Below are 12,948 nucleotides of genomic sequence, written 5' to 3'. Positions count from 1 at the left end.
CGGCCGCTACACTACCCGATCGCCCGCGAACGCCCAACCGAGCCCGCATGAGCCTGACGATCCTGGTCCTCTACTACAGCCGCAGCGGCCATACCGCCCAGCTTGCGCGCCTGATCGCCCGCGGCGTGGAGGAAGCCGGCCTGGAGGCGCGTCTGCGCCAGGTGCCGCCGGTCGCGCCGGTCACCGAGACGGCGCAACCGCCCGTACCCGACGAGGGCGCGCCCTACGTCAGCCGCGCGGATCTGGCCGAGTGCGCCGGCCTGGCGCTGGGCAGTCCCACGCGTTTCGGCAACATGGCCGCGCCGCTCAAGCATTTCCTGGACACCACCGGCGCCGAGTGGGCGAGCGGTACGCTGGCCGGCAAGCCCGCGGCCGTGTTCACCTCCACCAGCACCATGCACGGGGGGCAGGAATCGACCCTGCTGACGATGGCCCTGCCGCTGCTGCACCACGGCATGCTGTTGCTGGGCATTCCGTACACCGAGCCGGCACTGACCGCCACCGGCAGCGGCGGCACGCCCTACGGCGCCAGCCATGTGGCCGGACCCAAGGGCGACAATGCGATCAGCGAGCACGAGCGGGAACTGGCCCGCGCGCTGGGGCGGCGGCTGGGCGAAACCGCACGCAAGCTGGCGATGTCCGCATGAGCACGCCGTTCGCGCTGCCTTACCGCGTCGGCCGCGTCGCATGGTTCGCGCTGATCGCATTGCAACTGGTGTGGCACGGCTGGCTCGCCCGTCCCGAACACCTGCCGACCTGGCTGGTCCTGGGGGTCACGGTGGTACCACTGCTGGTGCCGCTCACCGCGCTGCCGGACTTGCGCCGCGCGCTGCTGTGGGTGGGCATCCTCAGCCTGTTCTATTTCTGCCACGGCGTGGCCGAGGCGTGGAGCGCGCCGACGGAAAAGTGGCTGGCGCTTGCGGAGATCGGATTGACGCTCCTGTTGATCGTGGCGCTCGGGGCGGGCGTGAAACGCAGGAAGCCGCAAGGTTGAGCTGACTTGCCGGTTGAAACGAGGTCGAGGCAAGCGCTCGACTCCCGCGTGCACGTACGCTTAGTCCGAACGGATACAGGCATACGTTGGCAGCACCGCTTACCTGAGCGCAGGCGCGCAACGCCGACGTCGCAGAGCCTCGCGCCCCACCCACGAACCGGCACCTATACTCGCGCGTATCCTGCAAACGGGAACGCGCCATGGATTTCCTGCAGACCGCGCCGCAGCTGGTCCACCCCTACCGCAACGATCGCACGCTGCTGGCCTTGCTGGACCGGGTGATCCCTGCCCAACGACGCCCGGCGCTGGATGCCGACCTCGACGCCCTGGGCGACTATGCCCAGCTCGCCTGGGAGCGCGCTCGCCGCAGTACGCCGCGGACGCCGGTGCTCACGCGCTGGGATGCCTGGGGTCGACGCGTGGACCGCATCGAACTGACCGCGGCCTGGCAGGAAGGACCCGGCCTGACCACCCGTCACGCCATCCTGGCCGCCGGCCACGAGCCGCACGAGCACGCGCGGCTGGAGCAGTTCGCACGCGTCTACCTCTACCACCTGGCCAGCGAGTTCTACACCTGCCCGGTGGCGATGACCGACGGCGCCATCGCGGCGCTGAAGGCTTCAGCCAATCAGGCGCTGATCGACCGCGCGCTGCCGCATTTCCTGAGCCGCGATCCGGCCACCTTCTGGCTGAGCGGACAATGGATGACCGAGACCGCCGGCGGCTCGGACGTAGGCCACACCGGCACCGTCGCGCGACGGGACGAAGCCGGCCAGTGGCGCCTGCACGGACGCAAGTGGTTCAGCTCGGCGGTCGTCGGCGAGGCGGCGCTCGCGCTCGCGCGCCCGGAAGGTGCCGGCGACGGCACTGCCGCCCTGGCCCTGTTCTACGTCGAGACGATGGACGGCGCAGCGCGCAAACCGGAGCTCGTCGTCGACCGCCTGAAGGACAAGCTCGGCACCCGCGAGCTGCCCACCGCCGAGACCCATCTCCATGGCCTGCCCGCCTGGCCATTGGGCGAGCTCGCCCAGGGTGTACGCCAGGTCGCGCCGATGCTCAACGTCACGCGCACCTGGAACGCCGTGTGCGCGGTGGCGAGCATGGCTCGCGCGCTGGCGCTGGCGTGCGACTACGCGGCGCACCGCGAGGCATTCGGCCGTCCGCTGATCGAGCAGCCGCTGCATGCGCGCACGCTGGCCGACATGCGCGCCGAGTTCGAGGGCGCGTTCGTGCTGGCCTTCGAGGTCGTTCAGTTGCTGGGTCGCGTGGAACAGGGCCTCGCCGCGCCGCACGAAACCGCGCTGCTGCGCCTGCTCACGCCGCTGGCGAAGCTGTGGACCGGCAAGGTTGCGGTAGCGCTCTGCTCCGAGGCGCTGGAGTGTTTCGGTGGCGCCGGCTACATCGAGGACACCGGCCTGCCGCAACTGCTGCGCGACGCGCAGGTCTACGCGATCTGGGAAGGCACCACCAACGTGCTCGCGCTGGACAGCCTGCGCGCGCTCGGCGAGGGCCTGGACGCGCTGCGCACCGCGATCGCCGGCTGGGTCGACGGCTGCCACGAGCCCGAAGCCGTGGCGCCGATCCATGCCGCTTTCGAGGCCGCGTCGCGGCAACTGCAGGCGTCGCGCAACGATCGCGCGGACCTGGAAGCCTCGGCCCGCGGGCTGGCGCTCACGCTGGCGCGCTGTGCCGCGGCCGCCCTGCTCGCCCGCCAGTCCACGTTCGCCCGCGGACGCTGCGACATGCGCCCGGGTGCGGCGCTGCGGTGCTTCGTCGCGCACGGCCTGGACCGGTTGGCGGCGGCGGACCTGGCCGATACGCGGCTGCTGTTGTGACGGGTTTCCGCCCGCCCCACCGCGAGCCGCTAAACTACCCACCCCACCTGCCCTCGAAGCCACCATGCAGCACCTGACCATCGTCACCACCGGCGGCACCATCGACAAGATCTATTTCGACGACAAGTCGGACTACAAGATCGGCGCGCCGCAGATCGGCGAGATTCTCGGCCAGCTCGGCGTGGCGTTCGCGTTCGACGTGATCCCGATCCTGCGCAAGGACAGCCTGCACATGGGCGCCGAGGACCGCGCGCTGGTGCGCTCAACCATCGAGGCGCAGCCGCACCGGCATGTGCTGGTGACCCACGGCACGGACACGATGGTCGAGACCGCGCGCGAACTGGCGTCCATCCCGGGCAAGGTGATCGTGCTGACGGGCGCGCTGAACCCGGCGCGATTCCAGGGTTCCGATGCGGTGTTCAACATCGGCTGCGCCGTGGCCGCCGTGCAGACGCTGCCGGACGGCGTCTACATCGCCATGAACGGCCGCGTGTGGGATCCCGCCAAGGTGCGCAAGAACCGCGACGCCAATCGCTTCGAGCAGGCCTGAGCGAACGGCAGGATGTGGAAGGAGGGGCTACCGCAAGGCGGCCCCTCGTCGTTTGCGCCACTGCACGGCCTGCATGGCGTCATCCGGCGCAACGCGCGTACTGCGAATAGCCCCGGGGCCCGAGGAAGCGGATGCTCCATCATCCCGATGTACGGCACCATGCGCCTTATGCGCCACCTAACCAGGGCTGCTAGCCGTGCAGTTGGTTGCGGCTTCCGACAAGCGCGATGCAATGGACGCGTAGCTGTCGGTGACGCTGGCGGGGAGGCGGACGGTCAGGCTGCTCACCGTTTGCCCGCCGGAAGATGCCAGGTCAAATCGGCAAGTTGCGCGGCCAGTCGCGTCCTTCGCGTTTCCCAGGCAACGGGCATGAAAAAAAACCCCGGCCGGAGCCGGGGTCGTCTCTTGGGGCTCAGGAGGTCCGCGTCGGTTGCCCGACGCGGACCCGGGTCGGACCTCAGTTGAGCGTTTCGGTCAGCGTCACACCCGAGAACGTCTGGTACGCACGCACCTTGATGTAATAGGTGGTGGTCGTCGACGGGGTGAAGGTGCAGCTCTCGTTGTTGCCGGTGAGGTACGGGCGGCAGCTGTAGCTGGTGGTGGTCGGCGCGGAGCCTGCCCGGACGTACAGGTCCGCATCACCGGTGCCGCCGGAGATGGCGAACTTCGCCGTTTGACCGGCCTGCACCGTCTCGGTATACGTCGCTGACCAGTTGCCGGTGCTCACGGTCGGCAGGTTCACCGTGGTAGTGCCGCCGCCGCTGCCGCCGCCGGTGCTGTAGGAGGCCTTCACCGTCACGCTCGAGTACGAGGAGTAGCCGTGCACCTTGATGTAGTAGGTGCCCGCCTGCGGCGCGGAGACCGAGCAGCTCTCGCTGTTGCCGGTCTTGTACGGACGGCAGTCGTAGCTGCTCAGCGTCGGCGCGGAGCCGAACTTGGTGTACAGGTCCGCATCGCCGCTGCCGCCGGAGATCGACATCACCAGGTTGGAGGCGCCCGAGGGCACCTTGATCAGGTAGTCATGGTCCTGGCCCGCCGAACCGGACACGCCGGTCACGGCCACGCCGTTCTGCAGTTCGACCGTGCTGCCACCGCCGCCACCGCCACCGCCGCTCGGGCAGGTGACACCAACCTGGGTAAAGGCGGACGCCACATCGGTCGAGCTATAGCCGAGGGCGGTCGCGGCCGACTCCACGCCGCAGGCGCCGTCGTTGAAGTTGGAGGTCGCGGTCCAGTACGACTTGTTGGCCAGCGCGAACGACTGGAAGGCCTTCTTCACGTCCCAGCCGGACGTCTTTGCGAGCAGGCAGAACGCCTTGTTGTAGACGCCGGAGGAATAATGCACGTCCAGGCCGCTGGTGTAGTCGGCCGCGTTGTCGATCGAGCCGCCATCCTGCGGCGGGTTGCACATGAAGCGCAGCGCGGTGCCGCTCTTCATGATGTCGGCGCCCACCAGGAAGTCGGCCTGGCCGCGGTCATAGAATTCGGCCGCTTCGCCGGCGATGTCCGAATAGGCTTCGTTCATGCCGCCCGACTGGCCGCTGTACTGCAGACCGGAGTTCTGCTCGGTATAGCCGTGGCTGATCTCGTGGCTGGTCACGTCGAGCGAGACCAGCGGATAGAAGGTGCTGGCGCCATCGCCGAAGTACATGGCGGTGCCGTCCCAGAACGCGTTCTCGTAATTGCTCTTGTAGTGCACGTTCATGCGCAGCTGCATGTTGAGCGGGGCCGCGCCGTTGTACGCAACGTACATGTCGTGGACCACGCCGCCGAAGTGGTGCGCGTCATTGACCGGCGAGTAGGCGCCATTGATCGGATCGGTGTTGCTGGTCGGGCAGGTGAAGCTGACCAGGGTGCCGCCGCTGGTGCCGTGGTTGAGGTTGTAGGTGACGACGTTGGTGTTCTGCAGGGTGCAGGTGCTGCCGGACTGGGTGACCTGCAGCGCCGGGTAGTCGGTGCCGTAGTAGTACTCGCCGGTCTTTTGATTGCCGCCGGGACCGTTGGCGGTGGCGTCGGTCAGGCCATCCCAGCTCTGGATCACCGCGCCGGTGTGCGCATCGACGATCGCGGTCGGGCGGCTCGGATGCTGGCCACCGACGACGTAGGAGGTGAGGTAGACCAGGCGCGGCGAGCCGTTTTCCTGCGGATAGACGAACAGGTCGGCCTTCTTGTTGTAGATGGACGCGCCACCGGCCAGCGTGGTGTGCGCGTGGGCCTGCAGCTTGGCGATGGCCTGGGCGCCGCTCAGCTTCGGGGTGACCGAGAGCGGCGCGGCGAGGTTGGCCGGCAGCTTCATCACGTTGCCGGACGCGTGCAGCACGTTGCCATGCGCGTCCTGTTCCACCGCAACGCTGCGGCCGTATACCGGCACGCCGCGGTACATCTGCTGCTGGCGCACGACCTGCTTGCCGTTGGGCAGGTGCGCGGTGCTGCGTGCGGTCAGCGACATGTTCGCGCCGAGGTTCAAACGCGTCGCGAGGCTGCCGGCCGGCACCGCACCGAGGTTTTGCACGTTCACGCGCTCGCTGTTTGCTGCCATCGCGGTGGAGGCACACGCCATACCGATGGCGGCAACCAGAAGCTTCAGACGGACATTACTTGGCATTTCAGGTACTCCATAAAAGAGAAATTCGGGGCGAGCGAACCTGATGCGGTCACTTCGGACCCCATGCGTGAATTAGCCGTGCGGGGCACGGCGCCACTGTTTGCCAACGGTCCCGGCTGCATCCCGATGCGCGCTGCTTCTCCCTTTCTTCCATGCGAGGGCAGTACGCGGGCTCATCATGCGAGGGCAACGCAGGAACCCCTTAGCGTCGCTGCAGGACCATCCGTCAACCTCCCCGCCAACGGATTCGTCGACATTAAGAGCCCGCTTGCGGAGGGGTCAAGAGTGAATTTTTCCTAGGTAACCGAATTGTGATGGTCGCTGTTAGCACTGCGCGAAAACCGCGTGGCGGGGCCGCTTACAGGCCTGTCGATCATGCATCGCACACGCAATAAAAAAGCCCGGACATGCCGGGCTTTGGGAAGGTTTGCGAAGGGTTCGCTAGAGCATGCCGGTCTCGAGCTTTGCCGCATCCGACATCATCGAATGATTCCACGGCGGATCGAATACCAGGTCGACATCCGCCTCGCCGACTGTGGGGATCAGCTCCAGTTTCGTGCGCACGTCGTCGACCAGGATATCGCCCATGCCGCAACCGGGCGCGGTCAGTGTCATCTTTACGTAGACCTTGCGCGTTGCGTTGTCGCCCGCTTCGATCGAGACGTCGTAGACCAGCCCCAGTTCCACCACGTTGATCGGGATCTCCGGGTCGAACACCGTACGCAGTTGCTGCCAGACCAGCTTCTCCACGTCCTGGTCGCTCGCATCGGCGGCCAGCTCGATCGGTGGCGGCGGCTCCTTGCCCAGCGCGTCGGCGTCGTGGCCGGCGATGCGGAACAGGTTGCCTTCCACGTACACGGTGAAGCTGCCGCCCAGGGCCTGGGTGATGTAGCCGATCTGGCCGGCCGGCAGCGTCACGCTCTCGCCCTGCGGGACCATCACGGCCATGCAGTCGCGTTCCAGGGTGAAGGGTTCGCTGCTCAGACTGAAACCACTCATGCCGATCCTGCCGATACTCGAGGCCGCGCGGGGACGCGGCGGAAGCGGCCTATTATGCCGCGCCCGCGGCGTAAGCCGCTGATCAAGATCAGGCCAGAGCGGCCGATCTCAAGCGATGGGCAGGCGCACCCAGCCAGGCTGGACGCTTGCGCGGGTTATCATGTGCGTTTGTTTCGACGATCCGGGAGCCGCATGCCGTTCCACCTTCCACCACCGCATGGTCTGTGCCCGTGCGCCTGATCCCGGTGCTGTTCGCCGCCTTCAGCGCGGCCATGCTGGGCCTCGCTGCCGGTGCGGTCTGGATGCTTCCGACGATGGCGCTGCAACGCCCGCTGCCCGCGCTTGCGCTGCTGGTCGGCGCCCTGCTGGCGCTGGCCATCCGCAGCTGGGTGCGACCGGCCGGGCGCGTGGCGGCCGTGCTGGCCGCGGGCGCGACCGTGCTCGCTGCCGTTTACGTGGACGTGCTGACCGCTGCCGCGCGCATCGCCGGCTCCATGGGCATGGGCCTGCTCGACGCGCTGCGCGGGGCCGGCCTGACGATGTTGCTGTCGCTGGCCGAACTGGCGGTACGACCGACCGGTATCGCGTTCACCCTGGCCGGCGCATTGCTGGCCGCCTGGATCGCCAGTCGCCAGCCGCGCAAGGCTTCGTAAGGACGGGCTTCGGCCAGCGCCTCGCTCACGATCCCTGGTGGGCTGGCGCCCACCCAACGCCACTACGCGTCCAGCGTCTTGAGCGCCGCCACCAGCTCCGCCGCCACGGCCTGCCCGTCGCCGTACAGCATCCGCGCGTTGTCCGCGTAGAACAGCGCGTTCTCGATGCCGGCAAAACCGGTGCCCTTGCCGCGCTTGACCACGATGACGTTCCGCGCCGCCGCCACGTCCAGGATCGGCATGCCGTAGATCGGCGAGGCCGGATCGGTCTTGGCCAGCGGGTTGACCACGTCGTTGGCGCCGATCACGAGCGCCACGTCGGTGCTGGGGAATTCGGCGTTGATCTCGTCCATGTCCGCGATCAGGTCGTACGGCACGCCGGCCTCGGCGAGCAGCACGTTCATGTGTCCCGGCATGCGCCCGGCCACCGGATGAATGGCGAACTTCACCTTGACGCCGCGCTCGATCAGCTGCCGCGCGAACTCCCACACCTTGTGCTGCGCCTGCGCCACGGCCATGCCGTAGCCGGGCACGATCACCACGCGCTCGGCGTAGGCCATCATCACGGCCGCGTCGCTCGCCTCGACCGGTTTCTGCGCGCCGCCGATCACCTGCGCCGCACCCGTGGTGGCGCCGAAACTGCCGAACAGCACGTTGCCCAGCGAGCGATTCATCGCCCGGGCCATCAGCTGGGTAAGCAGCGTGCCGGCAGCGCCGACCACGGTACCGGCGATGATCATCGCCTCGTTGCCCAGCACGAAACCCTCGAACGCCACCGCCAGCCCGGTGAACGCGTTGTACAGCGAGATCACCACCGGCATGTCGGCGCCGCCGATCGGCAACGTCATCATCAGTCCGAACAGCAGTGCCAGCGCGAAGAACCCCGCAATGGCCCACGGCGCAAGCGTGCCGGTGACCAGTACCGCGCCCAGCGCGATGGCAAGCACCAGCAACAGCAGGTTGAACGCGCGCTGGCCCGGAAACACGAAACGCCGGTCCAGCCAACCCTGCAACTTGGCGAAGGCGACCAACGAACCGGAAAAGCTCACCGCACCGATCAACGCCCCCAGCACGGCCAGCGCGAGCTGCACGGTGCCAGGCGCCTGCCCGTCAGCGCTGAAGCGGCCGCCGTCGAGCAGGGTGACCGCCGCACCCGAGAAGGCGACCAGCTCGGCCGCACCGATCGCCGCCGCGGCGCCGCCGCCCATGCCGTTGTACAGCGCCACCATCTGCGGCATGGCGGTCATCGCCACGCGGCGTCCGGACCACCACGCGGCCAGTGTGCCCAGCAGCAACGCGGCCAGGATCAGTCCGCGGTTGGCAAGTCCCGGCAACGCGAAAGTCGCCGCCACCGCCAGCGCCATGCCCACGCCGGCCCACACGATGCCGCCGCGCGCGCTGCGCGGGGAACTCATCCGCTTCAAGCCCAGGATGAACAGCAACGCGGCGAGGAAGTAGCAGCCCTTGATCACCCCCGGCAGCCAGGCCATCAGCGAGACTCCCCGCCGCCGGGGCGGCTGGACTTGAACATCTCCAGCATCCGCTCGGTGACCACGTAGCCGCCTGCCGCGTTGCCGGCGCCCAGCAGCACGCCGACGAAGCCGATACCGATTTCCAGTGGTGTCTGCGCGTGCCCCAGCGCGATCATGGCGCCGACCAGCACGATCCCGTGAATGAAGTTCGAACCGGACATCAGCGGCGTGTGCAGGATCACCGGCACCCGCGCGATGATCTCGTAGCCGGTAAAGGCCGCGAGCATGAAGACATACAGCGCCAGGAAACCGTCGAGCATGACCCCTTCCCCTGTTCGCACGCCCCTTCGAGCGGTTGCGACCGCATCATACGGTCGCGCGTCAACCCGTGCGAGCGTGCCGCGTTGAAGCATCCGACCGAACCGGAACCGGGCCAGCGCGCCGATGACGCGGATCTCGATGCCATGAACAGCCTTGCAGGCACCCTGGACAGCGACCTGCTGGCACCCCAGGAGCGCGCCGTGCCGGCGACGCTGGACGCGTTCCTGGCCGACGTGGAACGCCGCGCCTTCCGCCTGGCCGAACTGCAGCTGGGCCATCGCGAGGACGCGCTTGATGCGGTGCAGGACGCCATGCTGCGGCTGGTCAGGAGCTACCGGGACAAGCCCGCGCAGGAATGGACGCCGCTGTTCTGGGGCATCCTGCGCCGGCGGATCGTGGACCTGCAGCGTCGCCGCAAGGTGCGCTCGATCGTGGTCGGCTGGCTTGGTGGGCGCGACGACGAGGGCGAGGACCTCCCCGCGTGGGAGCCGCCCGACAACGGCCCGAGCCCACTGCAGCGGCTGCACGACAGCCAGTCCTGGGCCGACATCGCCGCCGCGGTGCAGCGCCTGCCGCAGCGCCAGCGCGAAGCGTTCCTGCTGCGCATGCTCGAAGGCCTGGACGTGGCGCAGACCGCCCAGGCCATGGGCTGCTCCGAAGGCAGCGTGAAAACCCACCTGTCGCGCGCCATGCACCATCTGCGCGACCAACTGGAGGACTGGCAATGACGCCCGATCCCGATAAGTGCCGTCCCGACAAGTCCCGTCCTGACAGGCCCGATCCGGACAAGCTGGCTCGGCGCGCCCGTGCGCTGTACCTGGATGCCAGCCGGCAACTCGACCCGGCCACCGCCGGCCGCCTGCGCGCCGCGCGCCGGCAGGCGCTGGAGGCCGCGCGACCGGCGCCCGCCCGTCTGGTCCCGCGCCTGCTGCTGCCGGCCGGCGCCTTCGCGGTGCTCGCGCTGGCCACGCTGATGATCTGGCAACCGCTGCGCAACATGGACCACGCGCCTTCGCACGCGGTGCCGGCGGCGACTACCGTCGACGCCGACAGCGACCTGCCGCCGGACGCCGACAGCGCCGATCCGCAGCTGTATCAAAACCTCGATTTCTACGGTTGGCTGGCCGCCAACGACCGCGTGAAGGTACGTCGCTGAACCATGATCCGCTTCGCACTGCTCCCACTGCTGTTTGCCCTGGCCGGCGTCGCGCCGCTGCAAGCGCAGGACGCGCCGCCGCCCAGCGCATCTTCCGCGCCCGCGGCTCCGCGCCCCTGGCAGAGTCTGGATCCGGCCCAGCAGGACGTGCTCGCCCCACTGCGCGGGCACTGGAACGAGATGTCGCCACGCAAGCAGGCGCACATGCTCAAGCGCGCCGAACATTGGGTCACCCTGCCGCCTGACCGGCGCGAGGAAATCCGTCAGCGCATCGCCCGCTGGCAGACGATGTCGCCGGAGCAGCGCGAACGCGCCCGCGAGAACATGCACAAGTTCCACCGCCTGCCGCCGGAGCAACGCGCGCGACTGCACGAGGCCTACGAGCAGTTCCAGCACATGCCGCCCGACCAACGCGAGCGGCTGCTGCGGCAGTGGCGCTCGCAGACGATCGAGCAGCGGTTGCAGGGGCTTGAGCATCCGCCGGGGCCGCCTCCGCCCGCGCCGCCTCCGCCGCCCCGGCGTCCGCCAGGCCACTGACTGGAATCCATCCCTGCCCCGGCACCCCATTAATCGGGAGTGAGCCGCGAGCCCGGCGTTCCGGACATCCCCTTTGGAGGGTGTGCGGTGGTTACGCCGCCTGACCAGGAAACCGCGGCTCGCCATCCTGCGTCAGGCAGGTCCTGGCAACCAGCTCATCTTCGAAATCCGGCTCCAGTGCACCATCGCGCAACAGCAGCTCGACGAAGTTGAACACGTTGCGCGCATACATCTCCGACGCATGCAACGGTGCGCCGGCGGGCAGGTTGAGCGGCCCGAGGATGGTGACCCCCGAATGATCCACGCGCTCGCCCGGCCGGGTCAGCTCGCAGTTGCCGCCGCTTTCGGCGGCGAGGTCCACGATCAGCGCGCCCGGCTTCATGCCTTCGACCATCGCCGCCGTCAGGATCTTCGGTGCCGGGCGACCGGGCACCGCCGCGGTGCTCACGATCACGTCCACGACCTTGAAATGCTCGGCCAGCGCCTGCTGCTGCGCGCGGCGCTCATCTTCCGACAGCTCGCGCGCGTAACCGCCGCTGCCGGCGGCGCTGACCCCAAGATCGAGGAATTTGGCGCCCAGCGATTCGACCTGCTCGCGCGTTTCGGGCCGCACGTCGTAGCCCTCGATCTGCGCGCCAAGCCGCCGCGCCGTGGCGATCGCCTGGAGGCCGGCCACACCGGCGCCGATCACCAGCACACGCGAGGGACGGATGGTCCCGGCGGCCGTGGTCAGCATGGGAAAGAACTTCGGGCAGGCTTCGGCGGCGATCAACATCGCGCGGTAGCCGGCCACCGCCGCCTGGGAACTGAGCACGTCCATCGCCTGGGCGCGGGTGGTGCGCGGCAGCAGTTCCAGCGCAAAAGCGGTGAGCCGCCGCTTGCCCAGCGCCACGATGCGCGCGGCCGCGCCGTGCGGGCGCAGTTGGCCGACCACGACTGCGCCCTCGCGCAACTGTCCCAGCGCCTCGTCCGCCGGCGGCAGCACGCACGCCAGCAGGTCCGCTTGCGCGAGCACTTGCGAAGCATCGGCAAACTCGACATCGACATACGTCGCGTCCGGGAAGCCCGCGGCTGCCCCTGCGCCGCGCTCCAGCAGCACCCTCACATCCTTGCCGCGCAGCTTGCGCGCGATCTCGGGCGTGATCGCCACCCGCCGCTCGCCCGCCGCCACCTCGCGCAACGCGCCTACCGTGATCGCCATACGGTCCCCCCGGGAACTGACGGCTCATCCTAGCCCAACGGCCAGGGCCGCAAGCACTGGCCCGCTTGACCGGCGCCGAGCCAGGCGCAGTAGACTGGCCCACCGGCAGTGCCACGGCTGGCGCACACGGGGTCTTTGCAAGGGAGATCCCATGGTTACTCCGATGCCCGTTCCCGTCGTCGATCCGCTGATGCTCGCCGCCCGCGAGGCGCGCAAGCTGGCGTATGCGCCCTATTCGAACTTTCGCGTCGGCGCCGCCGTCACCACCCGCGATGGCCGCATCTTCACCGGCTGCAACGTGGAAAACGCCTCCTACGGCCTGTGCAACTGCGCCGAGCGCACCGCGCTGTTCAGCGCCGTCGCGGCCGGCTGCCGGCCTGGCGATTTCGTGCAACTGGCGGTGATCGCCGACACGCCCGGGCCGGTGAGCCCCTGCGGCGCCTGCCGGCAGGTGATGGCCGAACTCTGTGACGAGACCATGCCGGTGCTGATGGGCAACCTCGCCGATGCGCTGGAGGAGACCACCGTCGGTCAGCTGCTGCCCGGCTCGTTCCGCCTTCCCTGATATTGCGCAGCGCGGGATGGGCTTCGCTTCCACCGCCCGCGCGAGCGCGGGGCAGATGCC

General features: G+C 68.9%; 14 protein-coding genes. 9 read left to right on the top strand and 5 right to left on the bottom strand.

The annotated features are described in order from the left end of the window. Nucleotides 1-47 precede the first annotated feature (47 nt). The 4 genes from wrbA to ACFWZ4_RS15135 all read left to right on the top strand — a co-directional run bounded on the left by wrbA (nucleotide 48) and on the right by ACFWZ4_RS15135 (nucleotide 3,379). Nucleotides 48-647, top strand: coding sequence for an NAD(P)H:quinone oxidoreductase (gene wrbA, locus ACFWZ4_RS15150; RefSeq protein ID WP_439705497.1), 600 nt, complete (start codon nucleotides 48-50; stop codon nucleotides 645-647). Then, complete coding sequence (locus ACFWZ4_RS15145; protein ID WP_439705496.1) at nucleotides 644-994, top strand: DUF2069 domain-containing protein; 351 nt, start codon at nucleotides 644-646, stop codon at nucleotides 992-994. The genes wrbA and ACFWZ4_RS15145 overlap by 4 nt, the downstream gene beginning before the upstream one ends. A gap of 200 nt (nucleotides 995-1,194) precedes the next feature. Next, on the top strand, nucleotides 1,195-2,829 hold the full coding sequence (locus ACFWZ4_RS15140; RefSeq protein WP_439705495.1) for an acyl-CoA dehydrogenase family protein: 1,635 nt from the start codon (nucleotides 1,195-1,197) through the stop codon (nucleotides 2,827-2,829). Nucleotides 2,830-2,893: 64 nt separating this feature from the next. Next, nucleotides 2,894-3,379: an asparaginase domain-containing protein gene (locus tag ACFWZ4_RS15135; RefSeq protein WP_439705494.1), complete on the top strand. Its 486-nt coding sequence runs from the start codon at nucleotides 2,894-2,896 to the stop codon at nucleotides 3,377-3,379. A 457-nt stretch (nucleotides 3,380-3,836) separates the two neighbouring features. Here ACFWZ4_RS15135 and ACFWZ4_RS15130 read toward each other — a convergent pair whose 3' ends face one another. Beyond that, nucleotides 3,837-5,984, bottom strand: a complete 2,148-nt coding sequence (locus ACFWZ4_RS15130) for a M4 family metallopeptidase (RefSeq protein WP_439705493.1) — start codon at nucleotides 5,982-5,984, stop codon at nucleotides 3,837-3,839. Nucleotides 5,985-6,425: 441 nt separating this feature from the next. After that, complete coding sequence (sufT, locus tag ACFWZ4_RS15125; protein WP_439705492.1) at nucleotides 6,426-6,983, bottom strand: putative Fe-S cluster assembly protein SufT; 558 nt, start codon at nucleotides 6,981-6,983, stop codon at nucleotides 6,426-6,428. Nucleotides 6,984-7,213: 230 nt separating this feature from the next. Here sufT and ACFWZ4_RS15120 point away from each other — a divergent pair, with 230 nt between their 5' ends. Beyond that, the gene (locus ACFWZ4_RS15120; protein WP_439705491.1) at nucleotides 7,214-7,636 is read left to right on the top strand and encodes a hypothetical protein; all 423 of its coding nucleotides are present in this window, start codon (nucleotides 7,214-7,216) and stop codon (nucleotides 7,634-7,636) included. Nucleotides 7,637-7,698: 62 nt separating this feature from the next. Here the strand turns inward: ACFWZ4_RS15120 and ACFWZ4_RS15115 are convergent, their stop codons facing one another. Both ACFWZ4_RS15115 and ACFWZ4_RS15110 read right to left on the bottom strand, forming a co-directional pair. Continuing rightward, nucleotides 7,699-9,126, bottom strand: coding sequence for an NAD(P)(+) transhydrogenase (Re/Si-specific) subunit beta (locus tag ACFWZ4_RS15115; protein WP_439705490.1), 1,428 nt, complete (start codon nucleotides 9,124-9,126; stop codon nucleotides 7,699-7,701). Beyond that, nucleotides 9,126-9,428, bottom strand: coding sequence for an NAD(P) transhydrogenase subunit alpha (locus ACFWZ4_RS15110; protein WP_439705489.1), 303 nt, complete (start codon nucleotides 9,426-9,428; stop codon nucleotides 9,126-9,128). Before ACFWZ4_RS15110 ends, ACFWZ4_RS15115 begins: the two co-directional genes overlap by 1 nt. Before the next feature lie 144 nt (nucleotides 9,429-9,572). Here ACFWZ4_RS15110 and ACFWZ4_RS15105 point away from each other — a divergent pair, with 144 nt between their 5' ends. From ACFWZ4_RS15105 to ACFWZ4_RS15095, 3 genes are read left to right on the top strand one after another with little or no spacing between them, the layout of a single operon-like run. After that, nucleotides 9,573-10,157: an RNA polymerase sigma factor gene (locus ACFWZ4_RS15105; protein ID WP_439705488.1), complete on the top strand. Its 585-nt coding sequence runs from the start codon at nucleotides 9,573-9,575 to the stop codon at nucleotides 10,155-10,157. Continuing rightward, complete coding sequence (locus ACFWZ4_RS15100; protein ID WP_439705487.1) at nucleotides 10,154-10,585, top strand: hypothetical protein; 432 nt, start codon at nucleotides 10,154-10,156, stop codon at nucleotides 10,583-10,585. Before ACFWZ4_RS15105 ends, ACFWZ4_RS15100 begins: the two co-directional genes overlap by 4 nt. 3 nt (nucleotides 10,586-10,588) lie before the next feature. Next, nucleotides 10,589-11,122 carry a DUF3106 domain-containing protein gene (locus ACFWZ4_RS15095; RefSeq protein WP_439705486.1) on the top strand — a complete coding sequence of 178 codons (534 nt, stop codon included), beginning with the start codon at nucleotides 10,589-10,591 and terminating at the stop codon, nucleotides 11,120-11,122. Between the two features lie 91 nt (nucleotides 11,123-11,213). Here the strand turns inward: ACFWZ4_RS15095 and ACFWZ4_RS15090 are convergent, their stop codons facing one another. Next, entirely contained in the window at nucleotides 11,214-12,323 is a 1,110-nt protein-coding gene (locus ACFWZ4_RS15090; protein ID WP_439705485.1) for an NAD(P) transhydrogenase subunit alpha, read from the bottom strand. Nucleotides 12,324-12,486: 163 nt separating this feature from the next. Between ACFWZ4_RS15090 and cdd the strand changes: the two genes are divergently transcribed. Further along, nucleotides 12,487-12,888, top strand: a complete 402-nt coding sequence (gene cdd, locus ACFWZ4_RS15085) for a cytidine deaminase (RefSeq protein ID WP_439705484.1) — start codon at nucleotides 12,487-12,489, stop codon at nucleotides 12,886-12,888. Nucleotides 12,889-12,948: the final 60 nt, after the last annotated feature.

This window comes from Frateuria sp. GZRe12, from assembly GCF_051900535.1.
GTDB lineage: Bacteria > Pseudomonadota > Gammaproteobacteria > Xanthomonadales > Rhodanobacteraceae > Frateuria_A.
The sequence above is the reverse complement of the archived record's forward strand: the minus strand, read 5'-3'. Positions and strand labels throughout refer to the sequence as shown.